The sequence below is a fragment of the Comamonas sp. A23 genome (genome assembly GCF_004522605.1).
Taxonomy (GTDB): Bacteria; Pseudomonadota; Gammaproteobacteria; order Burkholderiales; family Burkholderiaceae_C; genus Comamonas; species Comamonas thiooxydans.
This window is the reverse complement of sequence record NZ_RSDT01000002.1, coordinates 560,738-579,723: the sequence shown is the minus strand read 5'-3', so window position 1 is coordinate 579,723 and position 18,986 is coordinate 560,738. Positions and strand designations below refer to the sequence as shown.

The following is an 18,986-nucleotide window of genomic DNA, read 5'->3' as shown; positions in this document are numbered from 1 at the left end:
GCGGGTCATCAAACAAAAGGCATTCCCCGGAATGCCTTTTGTTTTTGATAGCTTCAAGCGCTTTCCTTAAATGGAATTCAGAGAGATTTCAGTGGGTTTTTGATTGCTGTAAAGCGTAAGTTGCTATTAGAAAAAGTCAGCGTAGCCACAGAAGCCGAGGGCGGGCGTCGGCATCGCTCCACAGCACGGCATTCTGCTGCCAGTGCCGGCCCCATTGCATGGCCGTGTCGGCATCCATGCCCCAGATCATCACGCTGTCCTCCGCAGGCCAATGGCCGAGCGGGTCCTGGCCCGAGCCGCCCAGGTACTGCCAGCCCTCGCTGTCCAGCTCCTGGCGCAGGGCGCGCATGCGGCGGGCGTTCTCCGCAGGTTCCAGGATCTGTCCCAAGGGATTGCAGGCAGTGAGATAGCAGGCGGCCTGGACGAGCTGCCGTCCCAGTTGTTGCCCGAGCCAGTCATTGCGCTCGCCCACGCGTAGCGTCTGTGCGACAGCGCCCTGGGCTGCATCGACCCGGTAGAGCGCATCGCGATAGGCCTGCTGCAAGGCAGGCGGGAGCTGGCTGGTGTCTGGTGACGGTGGTGACATGGTTTGGAGTTTGGCAAGCTTGCACATGGTGTGGACTTGTACAAACAAGAATGCAACAACGGTCTGCCCCCTGAGGAAGCCGTCTTGCCTGAACCTGTTTTGCCTAAGTCGTGATGGTTTTGCGACCGGCGAGTGACGTTCTGTCCCGTCTGCGCGACAATAGCGGATTCGGCGCTGGCGGCAGCCCGGCTTCGGGGCGGCTGCGGTGGCCCCGGACGGGAGACAAAGCCCCTGCCTCCGCTTTTTCCACTTCAAATTTTGACGCCATGAAAAAACGTACCCTGCTGGCCTCGGTGGCCCTGACTGCAATTTTGGCTGCCTGCGGCAAGAACGAGCCCGCAAGCAACACCGCTGCAGCTCCTGCGCCCGCTCCCGCAGCAGCCGCCGCCAAGCTGGTGGTGGGCCTGGACGACAACTTCCCGCCCATGGGTTTCCGTGACGAAAAGAACGAGCTGGTCGGTTTCGACATCGACATGGCCCGTGAAGTCGCCAAGCGCGCCAATATCGAAGTGGAGTTCAAGCCCATCGACTGGAATGCCAAGGAAGCCGAGCTGCTGGGCAAGCGCGTGGACGCTCTGTGGAACGGCCTGACCATTCTGGAAGAGCGCAAGGAAAAGATCCTGTTCTCCGACCCCTATATGGTGAACAAGCAGATCATCATCGTGAAGGCCGGCTCTCCCATCAAGGGCAAGGCTGACATGGTCGGCAAGATCGTGGGCGCCCAGGAAGGCTCCAGCGCCGTGACCGCCCTGACCAAGGACAAAGAACTGTCGGACAAGTTCAAGGAAACCAAGCTTTTCGGTGACAACATCGCTGCCATGATGGACTTGGAAGCCGGCCGTCTGGACGTGGTGGTGGTGGATGAAGTGGTGGGTCGCTACTACGTCAACAAGAAGCCCGACAACTACGTGGTGCTGGCCGAGGACTTCGGCACCGAAGACTACGGTGTGGGTTTCCGCAAGGACGACGAAGCCACTCGCAACAAGGTCAACGATGTGCTGACCGAAATGAAGAAGGACGGCAAGGCTGCTGAAATCGCCCAGAAGTGGTTCGGCGCCGACGTCATCAAGCACTAATCCCTTTTTGACGTACTGCACCGGCAATGCCTGGCATTGCCGGTTTTTTTTGCGACGACAATGCGTGCAAACACTTCCTCCTGCGCACGCCCGTGCCTGTGGCGGGCTTTCGATAGCTGCAGCGCCACACTGAAGGCCATTTGATGGACTATGTAATCTCGCTCCTGGGGCCCATGTCGGCTGGTGCCCTTGTCACACTCAAGCTGTTTTTCATCACGCTGGCGCTGTCCATTCCCATGGGGCTGGCGCTGGCGCTGATGCGCATCTCCAGCATCAAGCCGCTGAGCAGCGCCGTGGGCGCCTATATCTGGCTGATGCGTGGCACGCCGCTGATGCTGCAGCTGCTGTTCGTGTACTTCGCGCTGCCCTTTGTGCCCTACATCGGTGTGCGCCTGCCCGACTTTCCTGCCGCCGTGGTGGCGTTTGCGCTGAACTATGCGGCCTACTTTGCGGAGATCTTCCGCGCCGGCATCAAGTCCGTGGACCGCGGCCAGTACGAGGGCGCCAAGGTGCTGGGCATGACCTATGCCCAGACCATGCGCCGCATCGTGCTGCCCCAGATGTGGGCCCGCATCCTGCCGCCCGTCAGCAACGAGACCATCACCCTGGTCAAGGACACCTCGCTGATCTATGTGCTGGCACTCAACGATCTGCTGCGCGTGGCGCGCGGCGTGGTGCAGCGCGACTTCAGCTTCACGCCCTTCATCGTGGCTGCGGCCTTCTATCTCATCATGACCCTGGTGCTGACCTGGGGCTTCCAATATCTTGAGAAAAAATATGCCAAGTACGACGCCTGATGTGATGATTTCCGCCCAGGGCATCCACAAGGCCTTTGGCAGCAACGAAGTGCTGCGCGGCGTCTCTCTGGAGCTGCTGCGCGGCGAGGTGGTGGCCGTGATCGGCCCGTCCGGCTCGGGCAAGAGCACCTTTTTGCGCTGCCTCAACCACCTGGAGACGATTGACCGCGGCACCATCAGCATCGAAGGCGAGGTGTTGGCGCGCTCCGAGGGTGAGGCCAGGGCTCAGTATGTGAGCGATGCCGAAATCCGCAAGATCGGCCGCAAGATGGGCATGGTGTTTCAGTCCTTCAATCTGTTTCCCCATCTCACGGTGCTGGAGAACATCATCGAGGCGCCCGTCATCGTCAAGGGCATGAAGCGCGAAGACATCATTCCCAAGGCCGAGGCTCTGCTTGCCAAGGTGGGGCTGGCCGCCAAGCGCGATGCCTACCCCAACCATCTCTCCGGCGGTCAGAAACAGCGCGTGGCGATTGCCCGTGCACTGGCCATGGAGCCGGACATTCTGTTGTTCGACGAGCCCACCTCGGCGCTGGATCCCGAGCTGACCGGCGAGGTGCTGCGCACCATGCGCGAACTGGCCGAGGAGCACATGACCATGCTGGTCGTGACCCACGAGATGGGTTTTGCGCGAGAGGTGGCCAACCGCGTCATCTTCATGGACGGTGGCTACATCGTCGAGCAAGGCCCGTCCGAAGCATTCTTTGTGGCGCCTCAGCACGAGCGTACCAAGGCGTTTCTGCAGAATATGTTGTAAATAAGTCGCAGCTGCTGATGCGGTTTCATATCGCAAAAACAGCAGTTTGCGAATACGCAACAAGCACTTAATGCTCCTGAAACAGGAGTGATTGCTCTGCAATTCAAGCCAGACCTTCAAGAAACATTCGCGAATGTATGTTTACTTGGGGCTAACCCGAGCTTTTTGCCGAGCTTGTCGGCACAATACCAGTTTGCTTTCTCTTGAGCGGCTATTCACGCATGTCACCCAACGCACCCTTTGTGGAACTGCGCAATGTCACCTTTGGCTATGGTGACCGCGTCATCCTGCGCGATCTGTCCCTGCAAGTGCCGCGCGGCAAGGTCACGGCGCTGATGGGCGCATCGGGCGGTGGCAAGACCACGGTGCTGCGTCTGATCGGCGGGCAGAACCATGCCCAGCAGGGGCAGGTGCTGTTTGACGGCCAGGATGTGACCATCATGAATGCGCAGCAGCTCTACACCGCGCGTCGTCGCATGGGCATGCTGTTTCAGTTCGGTGCACTGTTCACCGACATGAGCGTGTTCGACAACGTGGCCTTTCCGCTGCGCGAGCACACCGATCTGCCCGAAGAGCTGATTCGCGACATCGTGCTCATGAAGCTGCATGCCGTGGGCCTGCGCGGTGCGCGCGATCTGATGCCTTCCCAGGTCTCGGGCGGCATGGCCCGCCGCGTGGCACTGGCCCGCGCGATTGCGCTGGACCCCGAACTCATCATGTATGACGAGCCTTTCGCGGGCCTGGACCCTATTTCGCTGGGTACCTCGGCACAGCTGATCCGCCAGCTCAACGATGCCATGGGCCTGACTTCGATTCTGGTATCCCACGATCTGGAAGAAACTTTCCGCGTGGCCGACCATGTGGTGATTCTGGGAGCCGGCAGCGTTGCCGCTCAGGGCACACCGGAGGAGGTGCGCGCCAGCACCGACCCGCTGGTGCAGCAATTCATCCATGCCAGACCCACGGGGCCTGTGCCGTTTCACTATCCGGGCGTCAGCGCCGACGAGGACTTTGGCAGCAGGAGGCGTGCATGAACTTTCTCGCACGCATTGGCCTGGCAGTGCGCTGCCAGCTGGTCAACATGGGGATTGGCGCACGCCTGCTGTGGCGCCTGCTGGGTTTGATGGGGCCGGCGCTCAGGCGCCCGCGCCTGATCGGCGACCAGATTCACTTTTTGGGCAATTATTCGCTGGCCATCATCGGCGTCTCCGGTCTGTTCGTGGGTTTTGTGCTGGGTCTGCAGGGCTATTACATCCTGCAGCGCTATGGCTCGGCCGAGGCGCTGGGCATGATGGTGGCCCTGAGCCTGCTGCGCGAGCTGGGGCCCGTGGTCACGGCCCTGCTGTTCGCGGGTCGTGCCGGCACGGCCCTGACGGCCGAAATCGGCCTGATGAAGGCCGGTGAACAGCTGTCTGCAATGGAGATGATGGCGGTGGACCCCGTCAAACGCATTCTGGCGCCGCGCTTCTGGGCCGGGCTGATCACCATGCCTTTGCTGGCTGCAGTCTTCAGCGCCGTGGGTGTGCTGGGCGGCTGGCTGGTGGGCGTGGTGATGATCGGCGTCGACAGCGGTGCTTTCTGGGGCCAGATGCAGCAGGGCGTGGACTGGTGGAGCGATCTGGGCAATGGCGTGCTCAAGAGCTTTGTCTTCGGCCTGGCCGTGACCTTTGTGGCCCTGCTCGAAGGCTATGCGGCCAAGCCCACGCCTGAAGGAGTTTCCCGTGCCACCACCCGCACCGTGGTCGTGGCTTCGCTAGCGGTTCTGGGCCTGGACTTCCTGCTCACCGCAACCATGTTCAGCATTTGAGGCTGCTCAGCAGATAGAGGTAAAAAATCATGCAGCAAAAGAAAAGTGATGTCTGGGTCGGCCTGTTTGTGCTGATCGGTGCTCTGGCCCTGGTGTTCCTGGCCTTGCAGTCGGCCAATCTGCTGAGTCTGAATTTCCAGAAGACCTATGCGATCACGGCGCGTTTTGACAATATCGGCGGACTCAAGCCCAAGGCGGCGGTCAAGAGCGCCGGCGTGGTCGTGGGCCGTATCGAATCCATTGCCTTCAACGACCAGACCTTCCAGGCCGACGTGGCCATGAGCATGGAAACCCGTTACGCCTTCCCCAAGGACAGCTCGCTGAAAATTCTGACAAGCGGCCTGCTGGGTGATCAGTACATTGGTATTGAAGCGGGCGCCAGCGAAGAGAACCTCAAGGCAGGCGACCGTGTGACGGCCACCCAGTCTGCCGTGGTGCTCGAGAATCTGATCGGTCAGTTTCTCTACAGCAAGGCGGAGCAGGGTGGTGATTCCGGTGGTGCCGCAGCCAACGGGGGAGCGAAAGAATGATGACTACAACAAGCCCACAGACGAAATTGACGTCAGACGAGAACCAGGCGCTCAGGCGCGTTGCGCTGGCAGCCAGCGTTTCCGTGGCCGCACTGCTGTCCGGCTGCGCCACAACCACAGGCCCTGCCAACCCAGCCGACCCGCTGGAGTCCATGAACCGCAGCATCTATTCCTTCAACGAAGGCGTGGACGAGGCGATCTTCAAGCCCGTGGCCACGGCCTATCAGAACGTGACGCCGCGCGTGGCGCGCCAGGGCGTGACCAACTTCTTCGACAACCTCGGCGATGCTTGGTCCTTCGTCAACAATGTGCTGCAGGGTCAGGGCCAGGGTGCCTACAACTCCATGGTGCGCTTCAGCGTGAACACGGTGCTGGGCATAGGCGGTCTGTTCGACATCGCCAGCGAGGCCGGCATCGAGCGCCAGAAGCAGGACTTTGGCCAGACTCTGGGTCGCTGGGGCATGCCCACGGGGCCGTATCTGGTGCTGCCTTTCTGGGGTCCTTCCACGGTGCGGGATTCGGCCGGCCTGGTGGTCGATGCCTTCGGCTATCCTGCCAACACCATGGATGATGTGCGCTGGCGCAACAGCCTGTTCGGTCTGCGCATGGTCAACAACCGTGCCAATCTGCTCAAGGCCGGCGATGTGCTGGACTCTGTTGCGCTCGACAAATACAGCCTGGTGCGTGATGTCTATCTGCGCTCACGCATTGGCGGCGCGGCGTCCGGCGGCGATGGTCGCCTCGAAAACTATGATGACGACAACGCCGGCAAGCTGCCCCCCGAAGGCCAGTGAGCCGGTAGAGCTTGGTTACAAACATGATGCACAGGCTGCGCGAGTGCGGTGACACTTGCGGGCCTAGGAGAAAAAACGCAATGAAGATTACTCGTCGCATGTGGGGCATGGCAGCAAGTGCCGTGCTCGCTCTGAATCTGGGTCTGCCTGCAGCCCAGGCTGCTGAGGAAGCGCCCGATGCACTGGTCAAGCGCGTCTCTGCCGATGTGCTGGAGACCATCAAGAAGGATGCCTCGCTGCGCAACGGTGATTCCAGCAAGATCAATGCACTGGTCAACGAGAAGGTCATGCCCTATGTGGACTTTCGCCGCATGACATCGGCTGCTGTCGGTCCGGCCTGGCGTCAGGCCACGCCCGAGCAGCGCCAGAAGCTGCAGGATGAGTTCAAGGCCCTGCTGATTCGCACCTATGCGGGGGCCCTGTCCCAGGTCGGCGATCAGACCATTACCGTCAAGCCTGTGCGCATGGCAGCCGGCGACACCGACGTGCTGGTGCGCACCCAGGTCAACGGCCGTGGCGACCCCGTGCAACTGGATTTCCGTCTGGAAAAGCAGGCCACGGGCTGGAAGCTCTACAACTTCAATGTGCTCGGTGTGTGGCTGGTGGAAACCTATCGCAACCAGTTTGCGCAGGAAATCAATGCCAACGGCATTGACGGCCTGATCAAGACCCTGGCCTCGCGCAGCTCCATGCCGGCCGCGGCGACCAAGTAAGCAAAGCGCTTCAGACGTCATGGCCCGCTCAGCTAGCAACCCTCTGCAACTGCCCAAGGAACTGACCTATCGTCAGGGGCGCGACTGTCTGCTGCGTCTGCGTCCGCTGGTCACCGGTCATGCGGATGCCCAGGTGGTGCTGGATGCCAGCGCCGTCAAGGTTTTTGACTCGGCGGCTCTGGCCGTGCTGCTGGCCTGCCGGCGCGCAGCCCAGGAGGTGGGCAAGCAGCTCATTGTCGAAGGTCTGCCCAAGGGCCTGCAGTCCATGGCCGCGCTGTATGGCGTGGACGGCTTGCTGATGCCCGCTCCCGTGCCCGATGCGGCCGCCACCGCTCAGCAGGGCTAGGCTGACGAATCACTGTGTCCGGCTAAGCCCCGCCAAGGCAGAGGCTGTGGGCAAGCCCTAGAATCATGGGCTCCATGTCCGCAGTCTCATTCCAATCCGTCTCCAAGACCTACCGCACCCCCAAGGGGGATTTTCAGGCCCTCAAATCGGTGAGCCTGGATATCGAGGAAGGTGAATTCTTCGGTCTGCTCGGCCCTAACGGCGCCGGCAAGACCACGATGATCAGCATCCTCGCCGGACTGGCGCAAGCCACGGGCGGGCGCGTGCTGGTGCAGGGCAGCGATGTGCAGGCGAACTACGCCGATGCACGCCGCAAGCTGGGCATCGTGCCGCAGGAGCTGGTGTTCGACCCCTTCTTCAATGTGCGCGAGGCCTTGAAGTTCCAGTCCGGATATTTCGGCGTCAAGAACAACGACGACTGGATCGACGAGCTGCTCGACAGCCTGGGCCTGACGGACAAGGCCCACAACAATATGCGCCAGCTCTCGGGCGGCATGAAGCGCCGCGTGCTGGTGGCTCAGGCCCTGGTGCACAAGCCGCCCATCATCGTGCTGGACGAGCCCACGGCCGGCGTCGACGTGGAGCTGCGCCAGACGCTGTGGCATTTCATTGCCAAACTCAACAAGCAGGGCCATACGGTGCTGCTGACCACTCACTATCTCGAAGAGGCCGAGGCCCTTTGCAGCCGCGTGGCCATGCTCAAGCGCGGCGAGATCATCAAGCTCTCGCCCATGAGCGAGCTGCTCAAGTCGGCTTCCAGCAATGTGTTGCAGTTCAAGACCGATAGCGCCCTGCCCAAGGCCGTGGCCGACAGAGCGCGTGTCACCGGTCGAATCGTGCAGATTCCCGCCGCCCATGCAGTCGATGTGGAGCAACTGCTGGCCGCTTTGCGCGAGGCGGGTGTGACCCCCGAGGATGTGGAAATCCGCCGCGCGGATCTGGAGGATGTGTTCATCCACATCATGAATGAAGGCTCCAGGACACAGGCTCCTGCAGGAGGTGTCCAATGAACGGCTGGCAGACCCTGCTCAAGAAGGAAGTGCTGCGCTTCTGGAAGGTGAGCTTTCAGACCGTGGCCGCACCGGTGCTCACGGCCGTGCTGTATCTGCTGGTTTTCGGGCATGTGCTCGAAGGCCGGGTCATGGTCTACGACCGCATACCCTATACCGCGTTTCTGATTCCCGGCCTGGTGATGATGAGCATGTTGCAAAACGCGTTTGCCAACAGCTCGTCCAGCCTTGTGCAGAGCAAGATCATGGGCTCGCTGGTGTTCGTGCTGCTCACGCCGCTGTCGCACTGGGCCTGGTTCAGCGCCTATGTGGGCGCGGCGATTCTGCGCGGCCTGCTGGTGGGCCTGGGCGTGTTTGTGGTTACCTTGTTCTTTGCCGTGCCCGACTTTGCCGCGCCGCTGTGGATTCTGGTGTTCGGCTTTCTGGGCTGCGCCCTGATGGGTACGCTGGGCCTGATCGCCGGCCTCTGGGCCGAGAAGTTCGACCAGATGGCGGCCTTCCAGAACTTTTTGATCATGCCCCTGACCTTTCTGTCCGGCGTGTTCTATTCCGTGCACTCGCTGCCCGGCTTCTGGCAGGCGGTCAGCCATGTCAACCCGTTCTTCTACATGATCGACGGCTTCCGCTACGGCTTCTTCGGCCAGAGCGATGTCTCGCCATGGCTCAGCTTCGCCATCGTGGGCGCTGCCTGGCTGGCCGTGAGCGCGCTGGCCGTGCACCTGCTGCGTATCGGCTACAAGATTCGTAACTGATTTTTAGAATTGACGCAGGGCTGCTTGCGAGACAATGACCGGTTTCGCCAGCTTTTGCGCATAAAGGTTCCCCATGACTGCAGACCAACTCAAAGACCTGATCGCCGCCGGCCTGCCCTGCGAGCATATTGCGCTGGAAGGCGATGGCCGACATTGGTTTGCCACCATTGTGTCTGCACAGTTTGAAGGCCAGCGTCTGCTGGGCCGCCAGCGCCTGGTCTATGCCACGCTGGGCAACCGCATGGCCACCGATGAAGTCCATGCCCTGTCCATGAAGACCTACACCCCGGCAGAATGGGCTGCTGCCCAGGCTTGATGCGAGTCGAGACGCAAGATTGATAGCTGTCAGCACTTGCTACATAAGCGCTGAGTGCATTTTTTACATATAAACATTCAAGGCTTGAAGCCATGGACAAACTCAAGATCCACGGTGGTCGTCCCCTCAAGGGCGAAGTAATCATTTCCGGTGCCAAAAACGCCGCTCTGCCTGAAATGTGTGCCGCACTGCTCACGGCCGAGCCCGTGCATCTGCACAATGTGCCGCGTCTGCACGATGTGGCCACCATGCGCAAGCTGCTGGCCAATATGGGTGTGCAGACCGAAACCCATGGCGAACGCGGCGGCATGAGCTTTGTGGCACCCGACAGCCTGGTGCCCGAAGCGCCTTACGAGCTGGTCAAGACCATGCGCGCCTCGGTGTTGGCCCTGGGTCCGCTGCTGGCCCGCTTCGGCCACGCCAAGGTGTCGCTGCCCGGCGGCTGCGCGATCGGCTCGCGCCCCGTGGATCAGCACATCAAGGGCCTGCAGGCCATGGGTGCCATCATCACCGTGGAAAACGGCTATATGCATGCCAGCCTGCCCGAAGGCTGGAAGCGTCTGAAGGGCGCACGCATCACCACCGACATGGTGACCGTGACCGGCACCGAGAACTTCCTGATGGCCGCGGCGCTGGCCGAAGGCGAGACGGTGCTGGAAAACGCCGCCATGGAACCCGAAATCACCGATCTGGCCGAGATGCTGATCAAGATGGGGGCCAGGATCACGGGTCACGGCACCAGCCACATCGTGATTCAGGGCGTGGACAAGCTGCATGGCTGCGAGCATCAGGTGGTGGCCGACCGTATCGAGGCCGGCACCTTCCTCTGCGCCGTGGCGGCCACCAGCGGTGAAGCCTTGCTGCACCACGCGCGTGCCGACCATCTGGGCGCCGTGATCGACAAGCTCAAGGATGCGGGCGTGAGCGTGGACTGCGTGGATGGCGGTCTGAAGGTGGCCTCCTCGGGCAAGCTCAAGGCCCAGGGCTTTCGCACCACCGAATATCCGGGCTTTCCCACCGATATGCAGGCCCAGTTCATGGCACTGAACCTGGTGGCCGAAGGCACCAGCATGGTGACCGAGACCATCTTCGAGAACCGCTTCATGCATGTCAACGAGATGGTTCGCCTGGGCGCGCGCATCACCACCGACGGCCGCGTGGCGACCATTGAAGGCGGCAAGCGCCTGTCCGGAGCCACCGTGATGGCGACCGACTTGCGGGCTTCGGCCAGCCTGGTGATTGCCGGTCTGGTGGCCGAGGGCGAGACCATCGTCGATCGCATCTACCACCTGGATCGTGGCTACGACCGCATGGAAGACAAGCTGCGCGCCCTGGGCGCCGATATCGAGAGAATTTCCGCATGAGCACCGCAACGCCTGTGACCATAGCCCTGTCCAAGGGCCGCATTTTTGAAGAAACCGTGCCCCTGCTGGCCGCCGCGGGCATAGCGGTGACCGAGGATGTGGAAAAGTCGCGCAAGCTGATTTTCGACACCAACCGTCCCGATGTGCGCGTGGTGCTGGTGCGTGCTTCGGACGTACCCGTGTACGTGCAATATGGCGGCGCGGACCTGGGTGTCTCGGGCCTGGACTCGCTGATCGAGCATGGCGGCCAGGGCCTGTACCAGCCGCTGGACCTGCAGATTGCCAAGTGCCGCGTCAGCGTGGCCGTGCGCAACGGCTTCGACTATCAGCTGGCCGTCAAGCAGGGCGCGCGTCTGCGCATTGCCACCAAGTACCCCGAGATTGCCCGCAACTTCTTTGCCAAGAAGGGCGTGCACGTGGACATGGTCAAGCTCTACGGCTCCATGGAGCTGGCGCCGCTGACCGGCATGGCCGATGCCATCGTCGATCTGGTGTCCACCGGCAACACGCTCAAGGCCAACGATCTGGTCGAGGTCGAGCCCATCATGGACATCAGCTCGCGTCTGGTCGTCAACCAGGCTTCGCTCAAGCTCAAGCAGGCTCCGTTGCGCCACATCATCGATGCGTTTGCGCAGGCTGTTGCCGCCAAGAACAACTGATTTTCCCTACTGGTAAATACTATGGAATTCGTAGCTGCCCCCGCCCGTCTGTCAACCGCTGATGCCCAGTTCGAGCATGATTTTGCGCAGCGTCTGCATTGGTCGGCGGACACGGATGCAGCCATCGAGCAGCGGGTGGCCGACATCCTGGCCGATGTACAGCAGCGCGGCGACGCCGCCGTGCTGGAGTACACGGCACGCTTTGACGGCCTGCAGGCCGATTCCATGGCGGCGCTGGAGCTGACCAAGCAGGAGCTGAAAGACGCCTTCGACAGCCTGCCAGCCGCCGAGCGCGAAGCGCTGGAGTCGGCGGCACGCCGTGTGCGCAGCTATCACGAGGCGCAGAAAAAGGCCAATGGCGAGAGCTGGAGCTACCGCGACGAAGACGGCACGCTGCTGGGCCAGAAGGTCACGCCGCTGGACCGCGTGGGCATCTACGTGCCGGGCGGCAAGGCCGCCTATCCGTCCAGCGTGCTGATGAACGCCATTCCCGCCCATGTAGCCGGTGTGCAGGACATCATCATGGTCGTGCCCACGCCCCAGGGTCAGAAGAACCCGCTGGTGCTGGCTGCTGCCTATGTGGCTGGCGTGCACCGCGCCTTCACCATCGGTGGCGCCCAGGCCGTGGCTGCCCTGGCCTACGGAACGGCCACCGTGCCCAAGGTGGACAAGATCACCGGCCCCGGCAATGCCTATGTGGCCAGCGCCAAGAAGCGTGTGTTCGGCATCGTGGGCATCGACATGATTGCCGGTCCTTCTGAAATCCTGGTGCTGGCCGACGGAACGACCCCGCCCGACTGGGTGGCCATGGATCTGTTCAGCCAGGCCGAACACGACGAGCTGGCCCAGTCCATCCTGCTGTGTCCCGATGCAGCCTATATCGATGCCGTCCAGGCCGCGATCGACCGCCTGCTGCCCGAGATGCCGCGCAAGGCCATCATCGCCAAGAGCCTGAGCGACCGCGGTGCGCTGATTCTGACCAAGGACATGGAAGAGGCTTGCGCGATCAGCAATCGCATCGCGCCCGAGCACCTGGAAGTCTCCAGCCGCGACCCGCACCGCTGGGAGCCTTTGCTCAGGCACGCCGGTGCCATTTTCCTGGGCGCCTATACCTCCGAGAGCCTGGGCGACTACTGCGCCGGCCCGAATCACGTGCTGCCGACCAGCGGCACGGCGCGCTTTTCCTCGCCGCTGGGGGTGTACGACTTCCAGAAGCGCAGCTCCATCATCGAAGTCAGCGAGGCCGGTGCCCAGATCCTGGGCAAGACCGCAGCCGTGCTGGCCTATGGCGAAGGCCTGCAGGGCCATGCCAGGGCTGCCGAAATGCGCCTGAAGTAAATCCGCCGGTGCTTGCCCATCAGCCGTGGCCCGTCCACGGCTTTTTTCATTTTCGGGCAGGTCCACATGCCCTCCGTCTCGGGGCAATTGATCTCCAGATGTTTCATGGTGCAGGAAAGCGCGGGTTTGCGGTGACACTCGGCGGGCTGCGTGGCAGCGCAGCATTCCATAGCCAATCACAACAAGGGAGCGTGAAGATGAATCAGGTCATGAGTTCCTGGCCGCAACGCGGCTGGCGGCTGCTGGGCGGACTGCTGCTGGTCGCGGGGCTGGCCGCCTGCGGTGCACCGCCTTCGGCGCAGGATGCCTTGCAGGTCGCTGAGAGCGGATCGGCAGCGCCGCGCACGCCCAGGGTCGAGTCCACACTGGGCACGCAATGGGGGGAAGGGCGAGAGTCGGTCACTCGGACCGTGGAAGCTGCGCGCCTGGACCCCGAGCGCCCGCGCACCGTTGCACAGCTGCGCTACTCCGATGAGGCCAGCATCCGCCGCGCCCTGGGGCGCAGCATCGATCAGCAGCTCAGCGTGCAGCTGGCCGACGGCGATGTGGAGTGGGTGGTGCAGGACGGGCAAGGCCGGCCGCTGCCCATCTACACCATGCGCGGAGCTCGGGACTATCAGCTGGCCGGCCGTCAGGGCGAGCGTTACGAGCTGGTCTACAGCAACCGCAGCCAGCGTCACTATGAGGTCGTTGCCACGGTGGACGGCCTGGATGTGCTCACCGGCCAGGCCGGCAGCGTGCACAGCGCCGGCTATCTGCTGCGTCCCGGCGAGACCCTGCGCATCGAGGGTTTTCGCAAGAGTCAGCGTGAAGTGGCGGCCTTTCGTTTTGCCGGCAAGGAGCGCGCCTATGCCGGCAATACCCCGGCTGGCGACGCGCGCAACGTGGGCGTGATCGGGGCGGCACTGTTCGAAGTCCGGCTGCAGGGGCGCGATGCCGCCCAGCCTGCGCCAGAGCGCCGCGGCGCGGCCGAGCCTGCGGCTTTTCCCGCCGACGGCAGATATGCCCCGCCGCCGCAGTACCGGCGCTGAGGGCTGTGGCGCTGCCGCCTGCGGCCGCAGCGCCTGTCAGATTCGCCTGCTGAACTGGCCCAGTCCGTCGTCGTCATAGAACTCCAGCCAGAGGCTTTGGGCCGGCGCTGCGTCACCTGCCTCGAAGACCGCCAGCGAAATGCTGTGCGGAGCCGCGCTTTCGTTGCCAGGAATGAAGCAGAACTGGCTGCCGCTCCAGTGCTGCAGCACATAGGTCTGGGCTTGCGGGCCTATGCTCAGCTGCAGTCGGTTGTCGACGAGGCTGACCTGCACCGGGCCATGGTAGGCGTTGTCATAGCTTCCCGCATAGCGCTGCAGCGCGCCCGGAGGCTGGGGCGCAGACGGGGGCTGCTGGCCCAGCAGGGATCCCGTGGGCGCCATCAGCGGAGCGATCTTTTCACTGTACAGCGACCACCAGTCCTGCGTGAGGCGGCCGGTTTCCATCAGGTCCACGAACTGGCGGCACAGGGTTTCGGGAACGCCGATGGGAATGCCGTTGGTGAGCACGATGACGGCAGCGTCCAGCGAGGGAATGAGCATAAAGCAGGTGGCCGCGCCCAGCATGAAGGCGCCCGAATGGCTGAGGAACTTCAGCCCGCCATCGGTTGCTGCGACATTGAAGCCGAAGCCGTAGTGCCCTCCCGGCGCCTGGGCCTGCCAGGCGGCTTGCAGGGCTGCAGGGGCGACCAGCTGCTGTCCCTGCCAACGCCCCTGCGCCAGCAGCAGAGACAGCCAGCGCGCCATGTCGTTGACGCTGGAGCTGGCGCCGCCGGCCGGGGACTGGGGGTCGGCATTGCGCGGCGTGCCGCGCTGCCAGCTGCCGTCATCGGCGCGTACATGGGGGCTGGCACGGTTGGCCTGCTGCATGAATTCGGCATAGACCGATGTGGTTCGCGTCATGCCCAGAGGCGCATACAGGGTCTGGCGTGACAGACTCGCCCAGTCGGTATTGGCAGCGCCTGCGACGCCCACGGCGGCGGCGGTCAACCCGGCATTGGTGTAGGCGTATTCGCTGCGCAGCGGCTTGACGGGCAACAGGCGCAGCCGCTCCAGCACCACCTGCTGGCCGTTGCCCAGCTCCTCGAGCTTGTCGCCCGCATGGTCGGGCAGGCCGCTGCGGTGGGCAAACAGATCGCCCACGGTCAGCACCGCGCTGCTGCCCGGATTGCGCAGCGCAAACCAGGGCAGCAAGTCCTTCATGCGGCTGTCCCAGGAGACCCGTCCCAGGCCGACCTGGTGCGCCACCACGGTGGCAGCCAGGGATTTGGAGACCGAGGCCAGCTGGAACACAGTGTCGGCATTCACGGCCGCACTGCCGCCGGTCTCGCAAAGCCCCAGGCCTTGGGCGGCAAGCGTTTGCGCGCCCTGGACCACGGCCCAGGCCATGCCCGGAACACCGCTGACGCGGCGCAGCGTTGCGGCCAGCTCGGGCAGCCGCCGGGCCGCCTCCGCGGCGCTCAGGCCTTTTGCTGGTGCATCGTCTCCGCCGCAGCCCGCCAGAGCCAGCCCGGAGCCGGCCGCGATGCCCAGGCCGGCTCCGGCGCGGATGGTGCGATCGAGCATCTGGCGTCTGGTCCATGCAGTCTTGGATGGCTGGCTCATGATTTCTCCTCCCGGTTGGTGGGTCTGCGCTTGCAGAGGGGCAAGTTTCTGGCGAACTGTTTTTTGCTCCGCAGTATGGATTCCTGCAGGCCATTCTGGCAATTTGAAATTTGACACGAATTTCGTGTTGCACGAAATTCGTGTACTATGCAGAGCATGAAGAACGTCACCATCACCGTCGAAGACAGCGTGCTTGACTGGGCGCGCATTGAAGCGGCCAGGCGCGGCAGCAGCGTCTCGCGCATGCTGGGTGACTTCATGGCCGAGCTGATGCAGCGCGAGGATGCCTACGAGCGTGCCTATCTGGCCTGGCGCACGGATGAGCGCACCTGGCAAGCTGCCGGCCAGTCTGCCAAATCCCTGGCGCGCAGTGCCAGCAGCAAGAGGGCTGCAGCGCACAGCAATGCCGAAACCGAGGTGGCCAGGTGAACCCCGTATTTGTCGATACCTCGGTGCTGATTGCTGCGGAAGATGCGGCTGGCGGTGCGCTGTATGCGGCCACGCTGGAATGGCTGGATCTGCTGTGGCGCAGCCGTAGCGGCCGCACCAGCAATCAGGCGCTGGTGGAGTTCTATGACCAGGCCACCACCGCAGTCCTGCCCCTGCCTCAGGGCGATGCCCGCGCAGCCATCCGCCGCTACCAGACCTGGACGCCCTGGAAGACCGACGCCGCCACGCTGGAGACGGCCTGGGCGGTGCAGGCCCGCCATGCGCTGGACTTTGGCGACTGCCTGGCCGTGGCCTGCGCCCAGCACAGCGGCTGCAACCAGATGCTGAGCCTGCATCTGCCCCATGGGGCAGAGTTTGGCGGCGTAACCGTGGTGCACCCGCTGGAGCAAGCCGCCACGCAGAATCTTGAGGCTTGAGCGCCAGAATCGCGGCGATCGGTATCGACTGCATTGGCCAACGCAAGCCTTGTGTAAAGGAGTGAACCCATGACTGCTCAAGACATCCAGACCAAAGCCCTGCAACGCATTCGCGCCGATGTACGCGCCATGCAGGGCTACCATGTGCAGCCCGCGCAAGGCCTGCTCAAGATGGACACGATGGAGAACCCCTACCGTCTGCCGCCCGAGCTGCAGAAAAAGTTGGGCGAGCATCTGGGCGGTCTGGAAATCAACCGCTACCCCGGCGAGCGCCAGGAAGTGCTCAAGCAGATGCTGGCCGACTACGCCGGTGCTCCGGCCGGCACATCGGTGCTGCTGGGCAATGGCTCGGACGAGATCATCACCCTGCTGGCGCTGGCCACGGCCCAGCCCTGCAACAATGCCCGCGCCAAGATGCTGGCGCCCATGCCGGGCTTTGTGATGTATCCGCTGTCTGCCAAGCTGCAGGGCCTGGATTTCGTGGGCGTGAATCTGACGAGCGACTTCGACCTCGATGTGCCGGCCATGCAGGCCGCCATCGCCGAGCACCAGCCTGCCATCACCTATATCGCCTATCCCAACAATCCCACCGCCACGCTGTGGGCCGAGGACAAGGTTCAGGCCGTGATCGACGCCGTGGCCGAGGTTGGCGGTCTGGTCGTGATGGACGAGGCCTACCAGCCCTTCGCCAGCCGCAGCTGGATCACCCGCATGAAGGCAGACCCCGCGCGCAACGCTCATGTGCTGCTGATGCGCACGCTGTCCAAGTTCGGTCTGGCCGGTGCGCGCCTGGGCTATCTGATCGGCCCATCGGCCATCGTCAACGAGATCGACAAGGTGCGCCCGCCCTACAACATCAGCGTGCTTAACTGCGAGACGGCGATTTTTGCGCTGCAGCACGAGTCCCTGTATGCCGAGCAGGCCGCTGCCATCCGCGCCGAACGCCAGCCGCTGATCGATGCCCTGGTCCTGCTGGACGGCGTGCAAAAAGTCTGGCCCTCCGAAGCCAATATGGTGTTGCTGCGCGTGCGCGACGCCGGCAAGGCCCAGATCGAGATGAAGCAGCGCGGCGTGCTGGTCAAGAACGTATCGGCCATGCATCCCCTGCTGCACAACTGCCTGCGCCTGACCGTGGGCACCCGCGAAGAAAACGCCCAGATGCTGGCGGCACTGAAAGAAAGCCTATGAGCAATATCGTCCCCTCCATCGCCCAGAACCTGCCGCGCATTGCCGAAGTACAGCGCAACACGGCCGAGACCCGCGTCGCCGTGCGCGTCAACCTCGACGGCACGGGCAAGGCCAGCCTGAACTCCGGCATCGGCTTTCTCGACCACATGCTGGACCAGATCGCGCGCCACGGCCTGATCGACATGGACATCGAATGCGCGGGTGATCTGCACATCGACGGCCACCACACGGTGGAAGACATCGGCATCACCCTGGGCCAGGCCTTTGCCAAGGCCATCGGCGACAAGAAAGGCATTCGTCGCTACGGTCATGCCTATGTGCCGCTGGACGAAGCCCTGAGCCGCGTCGTCATCGACTTCTCGGGCCGTCCCGGTCTGCACATGGATGTGAAGTTCACGGCCGGCAGCATCGGTCAGCTCGATACGCAGCTGGTCTTCGAATTCTTCCAGGGCTTTGTCAACCACGCCGGCGTGACGCTGCACATCGACAACCTGAAGGGCTTCAATGCCCACCACCAGTGCGAAACCATCTTCAAGGCCTTTGCGCGCGCCATGCGCTTTGCGCTGGAGCATGATGAGCGCATGGCCGGCGTGATTCCATCGACCAAGGGTGCTCTGTAATCAGGAGCTTTATGCGCCTGTTCACACTGCATTTCAAAGCTCTTTGTCTGTAAAAACAAATCTCCATAAGCGGTAGCTGCTATGAGTTTGAAGAACAACACCGTGGCCGTGGTCGATTACGGCATGGGCAATCTGCGCTCGGTCTCGCAGGCGGTGCGTACGGCCGCGGCCGATACCGGCTGGGACGTGGTCGTCACGGCCGATCCCGAGGTGGTCCATGCCGCCAACCGCGTGGTCCTGCCCGGTCAGGGGGCCATGCCCGACTGCATGCGCGAGCTGCGCGAATCGGGCCTGCAGCAGGCCGTGCTCGATGCTGCTGTCAACAAGCCTCTGTTCGGCGTCTGCGTGGGCATGCAGATGCTGCTCGATCACAGCGATGAAGGCGATGTGCCGGGCCTGGGGCTGATTCCCGGCAATGTGCGCAAGTTCGATCTGGAAGGCAGGACGCAAGCCGACGGCAGCCGCTTCAAGGTGCCGCAGATGGGCTGGAACCAGGTGCAGCAGACGCAGCAGGGTGGCATGCCCCATGCGCTGTGGGCCGGAATTCCCGACGGCAGCTTCTACTACTTTGTGCACAGCTTTTATGCGCTGGTGCAACAAAGCGCGCATTGCGCGGCCGAGACCGACTACGGCGGCCTCTTTGCATGTGCCGTCGCACGCGATAATATTTTCGCTACCCAGTTCCACCCCGAGAAAAGCTCGGACCAGGGGCTGGCGCTGTTCCGCAACTTCCTGGGCTGGAAGCCCTAGGGTCAACATTGAACAAGTCTTTGCGCGCATCGCATCCCCGGCTTGGGCGGTCTGCAGCGTTGCAAATCCTCGCCGGGCGATCAG

At 63.0% G+C, this 18,986-nt stretch carries 23 protein-coding genes; 21 read left to right on the top strand and 2 right to left on the bottom strand.

The annotated features are described in order from the left end of the window. Positions 1-136 precede the first annotated feature (136 nt). The gene (locus EIC84_RS07125; protein WP_034361381.1) at positions 137-586 is read right to left on the bottom strand and encodes a DUF3293 domain-containing protein; all 450 of its coding nucleotides are present in this window, start codon (positions 584-586) and stop codon (positions 137-139) included. Positions 587-852: 266 nt separating this feature from the next. Between EIC84_RS07125 and EIC84_RS07120 the strand changes: the two genes are divergently transcribed. The 16 genes from EIC84_RS07120 (at position 853) to EIC84_RS07045 (ending at position 13,876) form a co-directional block, all read left to right on the top strand. Beyond that, complete coding sequence (locus tag EIC84_RS07120; RefSeq protein ID WP_003062059.1) at positions 853-1,662, top strand: amino acid ABC transporter substrate-binding protein; 810 nt, start codon at positions 853-855, stop codon at positions 1,660-1,662. Positions 1,663-1,805: 143 nt separating this feature from the next. Then, positions 1,806-2,459, top strand: a complete 654-nt coding sequence (locus EIC84_RS07115) for an amino acid ABC transporter permease (protein WP_003058677.1) — start codon at positions 1,806-1,808, stop codon at positions 2,457-2,459. Beyond that, positions 2,440-3,216 (top strand): amino acid ABC transporter ATP-binding protein, encoded by a 777-nt coding sequence (locus tag EIC84_RS07110; protein ID WP_003062063.1) that lies wholly within the window; start codon positions 2,440-2,442, stop codon positions 3,214-3,216. The genes EIC84_RS07115 and EIC84_RS07110 overlap by 20 nt, the downstream gene beginning before the upstream one ends. Before the next feature lie 221 nt (positions 3,217-3,437). Then, the gene (locus EIC84_RS07105; RefSeq protein ID WP_003062068.1) at positions 3,438-4,250 is read left to right on the top strand and encodes an ABC transporter ATP-binding protein; all 813 of its coding nucleotides are present in this window, start codon (positions 3,438-3,440) and stop codon (positions 4,248-4,250) included. Beyond that, a complete protein-coding gene (gene mlaE, locus EIC84_RS07100; protein ID WP_003062071.1) occupies positions 4,247-5,023 on the top strand; it encodes a lipid asymmetry maintenance ABC transporter permease subunit MlaE in 777 nt (258 codons plus the stop codon). Before EIC84_RS07105 ends, mlaE begins: the two co-directional genes overlap by 4 nt. Positions 5,024-5,052: 29 nt before the next feature. Next, positions 5,053-5,553: an outer membrane lipid asymmetry maintenance protein MlaD gene (gene mlaD, locus EIC84_RS07095; RefSeq protein ID WP_003062074.1), complete on the top strand. Its 501-nt coding sequence runs from the start codon at positions 5,053-5,055 to the stop codon at positions 5,551-5,553. Beyond that, on the top strand, positions 5,550-6,347 hold the full coding sequence (locus tag EIC84_RS07090; RefSeq protein ID WP_012837064.1) for a VacJ family lipoprotein: 798 nt from the start codon (positions 5,550-5,552) through the stop codon (positions 6,345-6,347). The genes mlaD and EIC84_RS07090 overlap by 4 nt, the downstream gene beginning before the upstream one ends. An 80-nt stretch (positions 6,348-6,427) precedes the next feature. After that, complete coding sequence (locus tag EIC84_RS07085; protein ID WP_003062081.1) at positions 6,428-7,060, top strand: phospholipid-binding protein MlaC; 633 nt, start codon at positions 6,428-6,430, stop codon at positions 7,058-7,060. A gap of 19 nt (positions 7,061-7,079) precedes the next feature. Further along, positions 7,080-7,406, top strand: a complete 327-nt coding sequence (locus tag EIC84_RS07080) for a lipid asymmetry maintenance protein MlaB (protein WP_003062083.1) — start codon at positions 7,080-7,082, stop codon at positions 7,404-7,406. A 74-nt stretch (positions 7,407-7,480) separates the two neighbouring features. Further along, entirely contained in the window at positions 7,481-8,416 is a 936-nt protein-coding gene (locus EIC84_RS07075) for an ABC transporter ATP-binding protein (protein WP_034348309.1), read from the top strand. Continuing rightward, entirely contained in the window at positions 8,413-9,168 is a 756-nt protein-coding gene (locus EIC84_RS07070; RefSeq protein ID WP_003058656.1) for an ABC transporter permease, read from the top strand. Before EIC84_RS07075 ends, EIC84_RS07070 begins: the two co-directional genes overlap by 4 nt. A 73-nt stretch (positions 9,169-9,241) precedes the next feature. Next, complete coding sequence (locus EIC84_RS07065) at positions 9,242-9,484, top strand: BolA family protein (RefSeq protein ID WP_003062090.1); 243 nt, start codon at positions 9,242-9,244, stop codon at positions 9,482-9,484. A 92-nt stretch (positions 9,485-9,576) separates the two neighbouring features. Further along, positions 9,577-10,848 (top strand): UDP-N-acetylglucosamine 1-carboxyvinyltransferase, encoded by a 1,272-nt coding sequence (gene murA, locus EIC84_RS07060; protein WP_003062092.1) that lies wholly within the window; start codon positions 9,577-9,579, stop codon positions 10,846-10,848. Next, the gene (gene hisG / locus EIC84_RS07055) at positions 10,845-11,507 is read left to right on the top strand and encodes an ATP phosphoribosyltransferase (protein ID WP_003062096.1); all 663 of its coding nucleotides are present in this window, start codon (positions 10,845-10,847) and stop codon (positions 11,505-11,507) included. Before murA ends, hisG begins: the two co-directional genes overlap by 4 nt. 21 nt (positions 11,508-11,528) lie before the next feature. Continuing rightward, complete coding sequence (hisD, locus tag EIC84_RS07050) at positions 11,529-12,845, top strand: histidinol dehydrogenase (RefSeq protein ID WP_003062101.1); 1,317 nt, start codon at positions 11,529-11,531, stop codon at positions 12,843-12,845. Positions 12,846-12,943: 98 nt separating this feature from the next. Beyond that, positions 12,944-13,876: a hypothetical protein gene (locus EIC84_RS07045; protein WP_034361334.1), complete on the top strand. Its 933-nt coding sequence runs from the start codon at positions 12,944-12,946 to the stop codon at positions 13,874-13,876. A gap of 36 nt (positions 13,877-13,912) precedes the next feature. Here the strand turns inward: EIC84_RS07045 and EIC84_RS07040 are convergent, their stop codons facing one another. Beyond that, entirely contained in the window at positions 13,913-15,478 is a 1,566-nt protein-coding gene (locus EIC84_RS07040) for a serine hydrolase (protein ID WP_003062105.1), read from the bottom strand. 156 nt (positions 15,479-15,634) lie between these two features. On the opposite strand from EIC84_RS07040, the gene EIC84_RS26315 reads away from it, so the two are divergent. The 5 genes from EIC84_RS26315 to hisH all read left to right on the top strand — a co-directional run bounded on the left by EIC84_RS26315 (position 15,635) and on the right by hisH (position 18,902). Further along, a complete protein-coding gene (locus tag EIC84_RS26315) occupies positions 15,635-15,907 on the top strand; it encodes a hypothetical protein (RefSeq protein WP_012837072.1) in 273 nt (90 codons plus the stop codon). Beyond that, a complete protein-coding gene (locus EIC84_RS26310) occupies positions 15,904-16,344 on the top strand; it encodes a PIN domain-containing protein (RefSeq protein ID WP_034361336.1) in 441 nt (146 codons plus the stop codon). The genes EIC84_RS26315 and EIC84_RS26310 overlap by 4 nt, the downstream gene beginning before the upstream one ends. 69 nt (positions 16,345-16,413) lie before the next feature. After that, a complete protein-coding gene (gene hisC / locus EIC84_RS07030) occupies positions 16,414-17,532 on the top strand; it encodes a histidinol-phosphate transaminase (protein WP_003062108.1) in 1,119 nt (372 codons plus the stop codon). Then, positions 17,529-18,152 carry an imidazoleglycerol-phosphate dehydratase HisB gene (gene hisB / locus EIC84_RS07025; protein WP_003058637.1) on the top strand — a complete coding sequence of 208 codons (624 nt, stop codon included), beginning with the start codon at positions 17,529-17,531 and terminating at the stop codon, positions 18,150-18,152. The genes hisC and hisB overlap by 4 nt, the downstream gene beginning before the upstream one ends. A gap of 81 nt (positions 18,153-18,233) precedes the next feature. Beyond that, on the top strand, positions 18,234-18,902 hold the full coding sequence (gene hisH, locus EIC84_RS07020) for an imidazole glycerol phosphate synthase subunit HisH (RefSeq protein WP_003062112.1): 669 nt from the start codon (positions 18,234-18,236) through the stop codon (positions 18,900-18,902). The last annotated feature ends 84 nt before the right edge of the window (positions 18,903-18,986 follow it).

Coding starts and splice junctions, on each gene's coding strand:
- hisD (WP_003062101.1), top strand. CDS start 11,529: ATGGAATTCGTAGCTGCCCCCGCCCGTCTGTCAACCGCTGATGCCCAG.
- EIC84_RS26315 (WP_012837072.1), top strand. CDS start 15,635: ATGAAGAACGTCACCATCACCGTCGAAGACAGCGTGCTTGACTGGGCG.
- hisC (WP_003062108.1), top strand. CDS start 16,414: ATGACTGCTCAAGACATCCAGACCAAAGCCCTGCAACGCATTCGCGCC.
- EIC84_RS07070 (WP_003058656.1), top strand. CDS start 8,413: ATGAACGGCTGGCAGACCCTGCTCAAGAAGGAAGTGCTGCGCTTCTGG.
- EIC84_RS07040 (WP_003062105.1), bottom strand. CDS start 15,478: ATGAGCCAGCCATCCAAGACTGCATGGACCAGACGCCAGATGCTCGAT.
- EIC84_RS07090 (WP_012837064.1), top strand. CDS start 5,550: ATGATGACTACAACAAGCCCACAGACGAAATTGACGTCAGACGAGAAC.
- mlaD (WP_003062074.1), top strand. CDS start 5,053: ATGCAGCAAAAGAAAAGTGATGTCTGGGTCGGCCTGTTTGTGCTGATC.
- EIC84_RS07045 (WP_034361334.1), top strand. CDS start 12,944: ATGTTTCATGGTGCAGGAAAGCGCGGGTTTGCGGTGACACTCGGCGGG.
- EIC84_RS07085 (WP_003062081.1), top strand. CDS start 6,428: ATGAAGATTACTCGTCGCATGTGGGGCATGGCAGCAAGTGCCGTGCTC.
- hisH (WP_003062112.1), top strand. CDS start 18,234: ATGAGTTTGAAGAACAACACCGTGGCCGTGGTCGATTACGGCATGGGC.
- murA (WP_003062092.1), top strand. CDS start 9,577: ATGGACAAACTCAAGATCCACGGTGGTCGTCCCCTCAAGGGCGAAGTA.
- EIC84_RS07110 (WP_003062063.1), top strand. CDS start 2,440: ATGCCAAGTACGACGCCTGATGTGATGATTTCCGCCCAGGGCATCCAC.
- EIC84_RS07120 (WP_003062059.1), top strand. CDS start 853: ATGAAAAAACGTACCCTGCTGGCCTCGGTGGCCCTGACTGCAATTTTG.
- EIC84_RS07105 (WP_003062068.1), top strand. CDS start 3,438: ATGTCACCCAACGCACCCTTTGTGGAACTGCGCAATGTCACCTTTGGC.
- hisG (WP_003062096.1), top strand. CDS start 10,845: ATGAGCACCGCAACGCCTGTGACCATAGCCCTGTCCAAGGGCCGCATT.
- EIC84_RS07125 (WP_034361381.1), bottom strand. CDS start 586: ATGTCACCACCGTCACCAGACACCAGCCAGCTCCCGCCTGCCTTGCAG.
- EIC84_RS07080 (WP_003062083.1), top strand. CDS start 7,080: ATGGCCCGCTCAGCTAGCAACCCTCTGCAACTGCCCAAGGAACTGACC.
- hisB (WP_003058637.1), top strand. CDS start 17,529: ATGAGCAATATCGTCCCCTCCATCGCCCAGAACCTGCCGCGCATTGCC.
- EIC84_RS07075 (WP_034348309.1), top strand. CDS start 7,481: ATGTCCGCAGTCTCATTCCAATCCGTCTCCAAGACCTACCGCACCCCC.
- mlaE (WP_003062071.1), top strand. CDS start 4,247: ATGAACTTTCTCGCACGCATTGGCCTGGCAGTGCGCTGCCAGCTGGTC.
- EIC84_RS07115 (WP_003058677.1), top strand. CDS start 1,806: ATGGACTATGTAATCTCGCTCCTGGGGCCCATGTCGGCTGGTGCCCTT.
- EIC84_RS07065 (WP_003062090.1), top strand. CDS start 9,242: ATGACTGCAGACCAACTCAAAGACCTGATCGCCGCCGGCCTGCCCTGC.